Genomic DNA, 7,159 nt, shown 5'->3' with positions numbered 1-7,159 from the left:
CCGTCACGCGCTCCCCGGCGCGGCGCAGGCTCACGCGGGCCTCGTCGCCCGCCGCGCGCTGCTCGATCAGCACGTCCGAGCGTGCGGCCGTGAGGCCCGGCGTGCCCAGCCCCCGCCGCGCGTCGTTCGCCAACTCGTGCGCCGTGAGCATGTGCCGCCGCGAACGCGGCGCGTACCGCACGCGCAGGCCCACACCCCGCGCCGCCATTTCCTCCAGCACCTCGCGCGCCGCGTCGGTCAGAACCTCCGGTCCGCGTCCGCGCCCCACCGACGCGATCACCGCCTCGTTGTCCGTATGGACGGTCAGAGGCTCGCCAGGCGGCGCGGCCCGCACGGCCTCCAGCACCGCGCGCACCTCGGCCGCGTTGTTGTCCGGCGCGCGCAGCTGCCCCTGAAACCGCGCCGGGAGTTGCCCCGGCACGATCAGCACCAGCCCCCACCCGCCCACGCCCACCAGTCGCCCCTCGGCGTCCGGTCCCTCGTTCCAGCTGGCATCCACGAACGCCTGATTCACGCCGCACCACCCCCCACACGTTCCGTACCCACCGTCATTCTTCACGGCGCGCGCCCCGCACGCACCCGGCCGTTCCTTCACACGTCATACACGCCATTCAAGCGCGCCACGCGGGTGCGGCGCATCCGCCAGCACGCCTACGCGGCCCCGCGCCGCCGCCGCTCAGTCCAGCGTGATGTCCAGCCGGTGCGCCAGCACCCACCGCGCCAGCACATGCAGACTCCTCGGATCGTACTCACCGGCCTCCAGCCACCGCAGCACCTCCGGCGACACGCGCGCCTCCCGCGCCAACGCCACCAGCGAAATCCCCAGCAGACGCCGCCGCGCCCCCACCGTCACCGCCCCCGGAAAAGTCACCGAATCCATGCACCATCATGCACCCAGTTCACCCCCCTGGCAATAGAACCCGGCTCCCTTATACGGATTCCGATTAATTCGCTGCAGTCCCGGATCAATCCGAGCGGATGCGAGGAGGAAGGGCAGACGCCCCTGCGCGACATGGAGCCGCAGGCGGCGCTTTTCCGACTGTGGTGGAATGGAGCGCAATCCGTATCACCCCCCCAACCGACACGGTCCCCCAACCGACAGGGCCGACCAAGATGAAATACTGCCCTCCATGAACGTCCTGGATCTCTACCAGCAGGCCGGCGCGTACCACGAAGGCCACTTTCTCCTCGCCTCCGGCCGCCACAGCCCCAAATTCCTCCAGAGCACCACCCTCCTCCAGCACCCCCACCTCACCGAACAGATCGGACAGGCCCTCGCCCAGCGCCTCAAAGAGAAAGGCGTCCACGCCGACCTGCTCATCGGCCCCGCCATGGGCGGCGTCGTCCTCGCCTACGAAACCGCCCGCCACTACGGCACCCGCGCCATCTTCGCCGAGAAAGACGGCCACGGCGGCATGAAAATCCGCGAAGCCTTCACCATCACCCCCGGCGAAACCTTCATCGCCGTCGAAGACGTCCTCACCACCGGCGGCAGTGTCCTCAAAGCCGTCCGCGCCGCCGAAGCTGCCGGAGGACGCTGCGCCGCCATCGCCTGCATCGTCGACCGCCGTCCCATTGAAGGTGACCTCGAAGGGTACCCGCTCGTGTCGCTCACGCGGCTCGTGTTCGACACGTACGCTCCGGACGAGGTGCCCGCGTGGCTGGCGGCCACTCCTCTTCAGGAGATCTGAAGGTTTTCAGGGGGCTTTGTTGCGGGGTTGCCTGCGGCTGGCTTCCCCACCCCCCAGCCCCCTACCCCAGGGGGGCAGGGGGGGCTTTCGTTGGCACTGGGCAGGTATTTCTCGGGCGTTCGTGGTGGAAGTGGGCGGGGACGGCCACTTCCTGGACGCCATCCTTGGCCCCCGCTGCGTGCGCCCCGCGCGCTGCGCGCACGACGGGCCGGGTCGTTGTGACGGTTACGGCCAGTCCGGCTCCCCTTGAGGGGAGCTGTCAGCGAAGCTGACTGGGGGGTCGCCCTTCCTCCTCTCCGCCTGCCGCGTCGTCGTGCCAGAGGGCGCGCATTTCTTCGTTGCGCCCCAGGAGTTCGGGGAGGGTGCCGTGGTCGGTGAGGGTGCCGTTCTGGAGCAGGAGGATGCGGTCGGCGCGCGCCAGGGCGGCGCGGCGGTGGCTAACGACCAGGCAGGTGGCGTCGGTGCCGGCGAGGCCCTGCCAGAGTTGCGCTTCGGTGCGGGCGTCCAGGGCGCTGCTGACATCGTCGAACACCAGGAGGTCGGCGTCGCGGGCGAGCATGCGGGCGACGGCGGCGCGCTGGATCTGCCCGCCGCTGAGTTTCACGCCGCGCGCGCCGACGGGGGTACTCAGGCCGCTGCCGAGGGTGTCGAGGTCGGGTTCGAGCACGGCGAGTTTCACGGCGCGGCTCAGGTGCGTGGCGGGGCCGCCGCTGGTGATGTTCTCCTGGAGGGTGTCGCTGAACAGGTTGGGGATCTGGGCCGCGTACGCGCTGCGGGGGGGCACAAGGAAGGTGGCGGGGTCGTCAATGGGCTGGCCGTTCCAGTACGTCTGGCCGCTCTGGGTAGGAATCAGGCCGAGCAGGGCGCGCAGCAGGGTGCTCTTGCCGCTGCCGATACGGCCGGTGATGACGATGAACTCGCCGCGCGCCACGGTGAAGCTGATGTCGTGTACGCCGAGGCCGCCGGGGTGCGTGGCGCTCAGGTTCTGCACGCGCAGCTCCTGCAGGGGGATGTGGGGTGGGGCGGGGGTGGGGGCGGGCGGGTCGGCGCTCAGGTACACGTCGTGGTGGGCGACGATGCTGGTGTCGGGTGCGTCCTGCAGCAGCCGGGTCATGCGGTCGTAGCTGACGCCGGTGCGGCGATGGCGGGCGATGGCGTCCCCGAAGAAGCCCATCGAAGCGGTCAGGCGGGGCAGCAGACCGATGAACAGCACGAAGTCGTCCACGTTGAGCGCGCGGCCCCGGACCTTGTTCGCGCCGAGCAGCAGCACGAGACCCACGGCGAGGTTCACCATGTTGGTGTTCACGCCGCGGATCAGTTCGGTCAGCAGCACGTCGCGCAGCGCGGCGTGGCGGCGCGTTTCGCCTAAGGAACGCAGGTGCGTGACCATGCGGTCTTCCTGCGCGGCGAGTTTCACGGCGCTGACCGCTCCGAAGGTCTCGCCGATGAAGTCCGTGACGCGGGCGGTCGCCTCGCGCATGCGGCGGCGGTACGTGCGGATGGTGGGCGAGAGGCGCTGCACGAACGCGATCATCAGCAGCAGTGGCGCGCATACCAGCCCCGTGATCAGGGGGTCCACGCGGGCCATCAGGGTGACGGCGATCACGGAGTACGCGACGAAGCCCGCGCCGTCCACCCAGACTTCCGTGTACCCGGCCACGTCGTCCACGTCGTCCCGGAAGCGGCTGACGGCCTCGGCGGGCGTGTCGGGCAGGCGGCGGGAGCGGCGGGCGGTGAGCAGGTAGCCCAGCAGGTTGCGGCGCACCAGGGCGTCCAGCGTGTACCACAGTTCAATCCACGCGCGGAACGCGCCGTAGAAGATCCCGAATCGGCTCAGGCGCACGAACGTGAACCACGCCAGCGACACCCACGCGGCCGCAATGGCGGGGTTCAGGACTTGCCCGCCAGTTTTCAGGGCGTCGGCTTCTTCCAGGTGGCGGAACACGCCGCTCACGGCCAGGGTCAGCAGGGCGGGGCTGGCGTGCACCAGACCCCACATCAGCAGGTTGAACGCGAACAGACCCGGCTTGTACCGGAACAGTTCCCTGGAGAGCGCGAATGTGCGTTCCTTCACGGGCGCGGTGGGCGGCGGGGGAGAGGTGGTCATGCCAGCACTCCTTGCGCCGCGGTCCCGTCCAGTGTTCCGGCGCGCAGCAGGGCAGCGTAGTGGCTGTGCGGGTCGCGGGCCAGGTCGGCGCGGGGGCCGTCTTCGAGCACCTCGCCGCCGCCCAGGACCAGGATGCGGTCGGCGCGGGCGACGGTGTCGAGGCGGTGCGCGATGATGATGGCGGTGCGCCCGGCGAGCAGACGGGTCATGGCGGCCGTCAGCAGGGCCTCGGTGGCAGGGTCGAGGCGGCTGCTGGGTTCGTCGAGAATGATGACGCTCGGGTCGCGCAGCATCACGCGCGCGAACGCCAGCAGTTGCGCCTGGCCCGCCGAGAGACTGCCGGTGGGCAGCGGCGTGTGCACGCCCCGTTCCAGCCGCGAGAGCCACGCGCCCAGGCCGACCTCGTGCAGGGCCGCCTCGACCTGCGCGTCCGTGACGGTCGGGTCGAAGAAACTGAGGTTGTCGCGCACGCTCGCCTGAAACAGTTGCACGTCCTGCGTGACGACCGCCACGCGGCGGCGCAGTTCTTTCAGCGGTACGTGGGTGATGTTCACGCCGCCCAGCGTGATCTCCCCGGCGGTGGCGTCGTACAGGCGCGAGATCAGGCGGGTCAGGGTGGTCTTGCCGCTGCCCGTACGGCCCAGCAGGCCCAGGGTCTGCCCGGCGTTCAGGTGGAAGGTCACGCCGCTCAGCACGCCGCGTGCCTGGGGGTCCCCGGGCGCGTACGTGAACGACACGTCCCGGAAGTCCAGTGCCAGCGGCCCGGCGCTCAGGGGCGCGCTTCCGCCCGTGACGGTGGTGCGCAGCGCCAGCAGTTCCGAGACGCGCCCGATGCTGGCCCCGGCCTTCTGGAGGTCCTGAAGCTGCTGCGTGAGCTGATCAATGGGTTCTTCCACCAGGGTCATGTACTGGTACATCAGGAACGCCGTGCCCAGCGTGATGCTCCCGGCGGCGTACAGGCCGACGGCGGCGCTCAGGACGGCCACGTACCCCACGGCGAACAGCAGCATGCTCAGTTGCCACACCACGCTGCGCCCCCGCCAGGAGTTGACGGAGCGCGTGAAGTACTCGCGCTGCACACCCAGGAAGCGGTTCAGGTGGTGGCCGCCGGCGCCCAGGCTGCGGATGTCCTCCAGGCCGGTCAGGCGCTCCTCGATAAAGCCGAACAGGCGGGCGCTGCTCTCGCGTTCCAGGCGGGTGGGTTCCACGCCCAGTTTCCGCACGCGGTTGATGGTGACCAGCGTGACCAGCGTGAAGGCCGTGACGCCCAGGCCCACGCGCCAGTCCTCACGGAAGAACATGATCAGCGCGCCGGTCAGCAGCAGCGCCGCCCCGAACACCCGCACCGCGAACTGCGAGAAGAAGTTACTGAGGGCCGTCACGTCCCCGTCGATGCGTTCGATCATCTCGCCCGGCGTGCGTTCCTTGTGTTCACGCATGTCCAGGGACAGCAGGTGGTCCATCAGGTCGGCGCGCAGGCGGTTCGTGGCGGTCCAGCCGACCCGCGCGCCCACGTAGGTTGCGCCGGCCGTCATGACCTGCACGCCCACCGCCAGCGCGATGTACAGCCCCGCTAGCCGCGTCAGCAGGCCCGGATCGGCCGCGCCGCCCAGCCGGGCGTTATCCACGAACTGCCGCAGCAGTTGCGGGAGGCTCAGGTTCAGCGCCGTGCCGCTCAGCAGCAGCGCCGCCAGGGCCATCACCTGCCACTTCAAAGGGCCCAGGTACGTGGCGAGCACGCCCAGCGCCGTCGAGGGTCTGTCTGGCAGAGGAGCGTCCGGTGGGTGAGAGGCCGGCGGGTGAGAGGCCGGCGGGTGAGGGGAAGGAGGAACAGCAGACGCCGTCATCCTGACAGGCTAGGCCGAACGCACCCGCTCCCGCATCCGCCGAGTGGCGCATGTCCGACCGGACCCCTTAACCCGCAGTTCGTAGCATCTGCACGCGGCGGGCTCAGCCCTGCGTGCGCAGGCGGTCGCGCAGCCAGCGGTAACTGTCCCTGGGCGTGCGCTCCAGCGTCCCGGCGTCCACGTGCACCAGCCCGGTGCGCAGGCTGTACCCGGCGTCCCACTCGAAGCCGTCCAGCAGGCTGTGCACGAACACGCCCCGCACGGGGGCGCCCTGCGTCAGCGCGTCGGAGGCGGCCTCCAGGTGCCGGTCGAGGTAACGGATGCGGGCGTCGTCGCGCACGCGGCCCTCATCGTCCGGCGTGTCGGTGGCTGCGGCGTAACCGACCGTAACGATCAGCGGCGGGCAGGTGTCGCTGTAGCGGGCTTTCAGGCCGGTCAGCGTCTGCGTCAGGCCCTCGGGCACGACCGCTGCGCCGGACGCCGTGCGCTCACGGTCCGGGACGTGCCCGACCGTCAGCCCCAGCAGGCCGCCGCCGGCGCGCACCCAGTCCGGCTGGGTGTAGTGCACGCCCAGGAAATCCAGCGGCGCGGCCATGACCGCGTGATCTCCGGCCTGCACCGCCTCCAGCACCTGCGGCGCGCGCCCGGACAGCAGGTCCAGCAGCGTGGCCGGGTACTCGCCGCGCAGCAGCGGGTCCGTGAACAGGTCGGCGCGCAGGGCGCCCATCAGGGTTGCGGCCCGTTCGTCGCGGTCCGTGGCGGGCCACGCCGGAGCGTACCCGTTGGCCACGCCCACCTGCCGCGCGCCCGCCTCGCGCAGCGCCCGCACGGCCAGCCCGTGCGCCAGCAACTGGTGGTGCGCCGCCGGGAAGGCCCCCAGCCCCAGCCGCAGCCCCGGCGCGTGCGTGCCCAGCACGTGCCCCTGCGCCGCCACCGTGAACGGGTCCGTGAGCGTCACGAACGCCGCCGCGCGGTCCGCGAGGCGCTCACCGACCAGCGAGGCGTACTCCTCGAACCGGTACGCCGTGTCGCGGGCCAGCCACCCGCCCGCGTCCTGAAGGGCCTGCGGCAGATCCCAGTGGTGCAGCGCCGCCCACGGCTGCACGCCCCGGCCCAGCAGTTCGTCGGTCAGGCGGTCGTAGAAGGCCAGGCCGGGCACGCTGGGCCGCCCACGCCCGCCCGGCTGCACCCGCGACCACGCCACGCTGAACCGGTACGCGCCCACGCCCAGATCGCGCAGCAGGTCCAGGTCACGCGGCCAGAGCGTCTCGTGTCCGCTGGCCGCCTCGCCTCCGGGCACGCCGCGCGCCCAGCTGAACAGGTCCCACACGCTTCCCCGGCCCCCCCCGCTCCCTGCGCTGCCGCTCCCCGCCCCGCCACCCGCCTCGCTGCCGCCCTCAATCTGATACGCCGCCGTGGACGCGCCCCACACGAATCCTGCCGGGAAAGTCATGCCTGCATTCTGCACGCTCCCGGTGCCAGCAAGGCCCCCCGCACGCGGCGGCCCGGGCTGT

The 7,159-nt window shown here is 71.3% G+C and carries 6 protein-coding genes; 1 reads left to right on the top strand and 5 read right to left on the bottom strand.

Annotation, left to right across the window (positions count from 1 at the left end):
- Together QZ271_RS03865 and QZ271_RS03860 are read right to left on the bottom strand one after the other, a co-directional pair.
- Positions 1-514 (bottom strand): ribonuclease H (locus QZ271_RS03865; protein WP_291429151.1); only part of this gene is annotated, 514 nt, incomplete at its 3' end.
- A 162-nt stretch (positions 515-676) separates the two neighbouring features.
- The gene (locus QZ271_RS03860) at positions 677-880 is read right to left on the bottom strand and encodes a helix-turn-helix transcriptional regulator (RefSeq protein ID WP_291429149.1); all 204 of its coding nucleotides are present in this window, start codon (positions 878-880) and stop codon (positions 677-679) included.
- Between the two features lie 250 nt (positions 881-1,130).
- On the opposite strand from QZ271_RS03860, the gene pyrE reads away from it, so the two are divergent.
- On the top strand, positions 1,131-1,691 hold the full coding sequence (pyrE, locus tag QZ271_RS03855) for an orotate phosphoribosyltransferase (RefSeq protein WP_291429147.1): 561 nt from the start codon (positions 1,131-1,133) through the stop codon (positions 1,689-1,691).
- A 259-nt stretch (positions 1,692-1,950) separates the two neighbouring features.
- On the opposite strand, the gene QZ271_RS03850 is transcribed toward pyrE, so the two are convergent.
- From QZ271_RS03850 to QZ271_RS03840, 3 genes are all read right to left on the bottom strand, one after another.
- Positions 1,951-3,798 carry an ABC transporter ATP-binding protein gene (locus QZ271_RS03850; protein ID WP_291429145.1) on the bottom strand — a complete coding sequence of 616 codons (1,848 nt, stop codon included), beginning with the start codon at positions 3,796-3,798 and terminating at the stop codon, positions 1,951-1,953.
- Positions 3,795-5,498 (bottom strand): ABC transporter ATP-binding protein, encoded by a 1,704-nt coding sequence (locus tag QZ271_RS03845; RefSeq protein ID WP_291429158.1) that lies wholly within the window; start codon positions 5,496-5,498, stop codon positions 3,795-3,797. Before QZ271_RS03845 ends, QZ271_RS03850 begins: the two co-directional genes overlap by 4 nt.
- Before the next feature lie 250 nt (positions 5,499-5,748).
- Positions 5,749-7,098 carry a family 1 glycosylhydrolase gene (locus tag QZ271_RS03840; RefSeq protein ID WP_291429144.1) on the bottom strand — a complete coding sequence of 450 codons (1,350 nt, stop codon included), beginning with the start codon at positions 7,096-7,098 and terminating at the stop codon, positions 5,749-5,751.
- Positions 7,099-7,159: the final 61 nt, after the last annotated feature.

The organism is Deinococcus sp. (assembly GCF_018260555.1).
Classification (GTDB): Bacteria; Deinococcota; Deinococci; order Deinococcales; family Deinococcaceae; genus Deinococcus.
The sequence above is the reverse complement of the archived record's forward strand: the minus strand, read 5'-3'. Positions and strand labels throughout refer to the sequence as shown.

What these genes read in the sequence shown, in the direction of transcription:
- QZ271_RS03860 (WP_291429149.1), bottom strand. Translation starts at nt 880, where the DNA reads ATGGATTCGGTGACTTTTCCGGGGGCGGTGACGGTGGGGGCGCGGCGG.
- pyrE (WP_291429147.1), top strand. Translation starts at nt 1,131, where the DNA reads ATGAACGTCCTGGATCTCTACCAGCAGGCCGGCGCGTACCACGAAGGC.
- QZ271_RS03850 (WP_291429145.1), bottom strand. Translation starts at nt 3,798, where the DNA reads ATGACCACCTCTCCCCCGCCGCCCACCGCGCCCGTGAAGGAACGCACA.
- QZ271_RS03845 (WP_291429158.1), bottom strand. Translation starts at nt 5,498, where the DNA reads ATGGCCCTGGCGGCGCTGCTGCTGAGCGGCACGGCGCTGAACCTGAGC.
- QZ271_RS03840 (WP_291429144.1), bottom strand. Translation starts at nt 7,098, where the DNA reads ATGACTTTCCCGGCAGGATTCGTGTGGGGCGCGTCCACGGCGGCGTAT.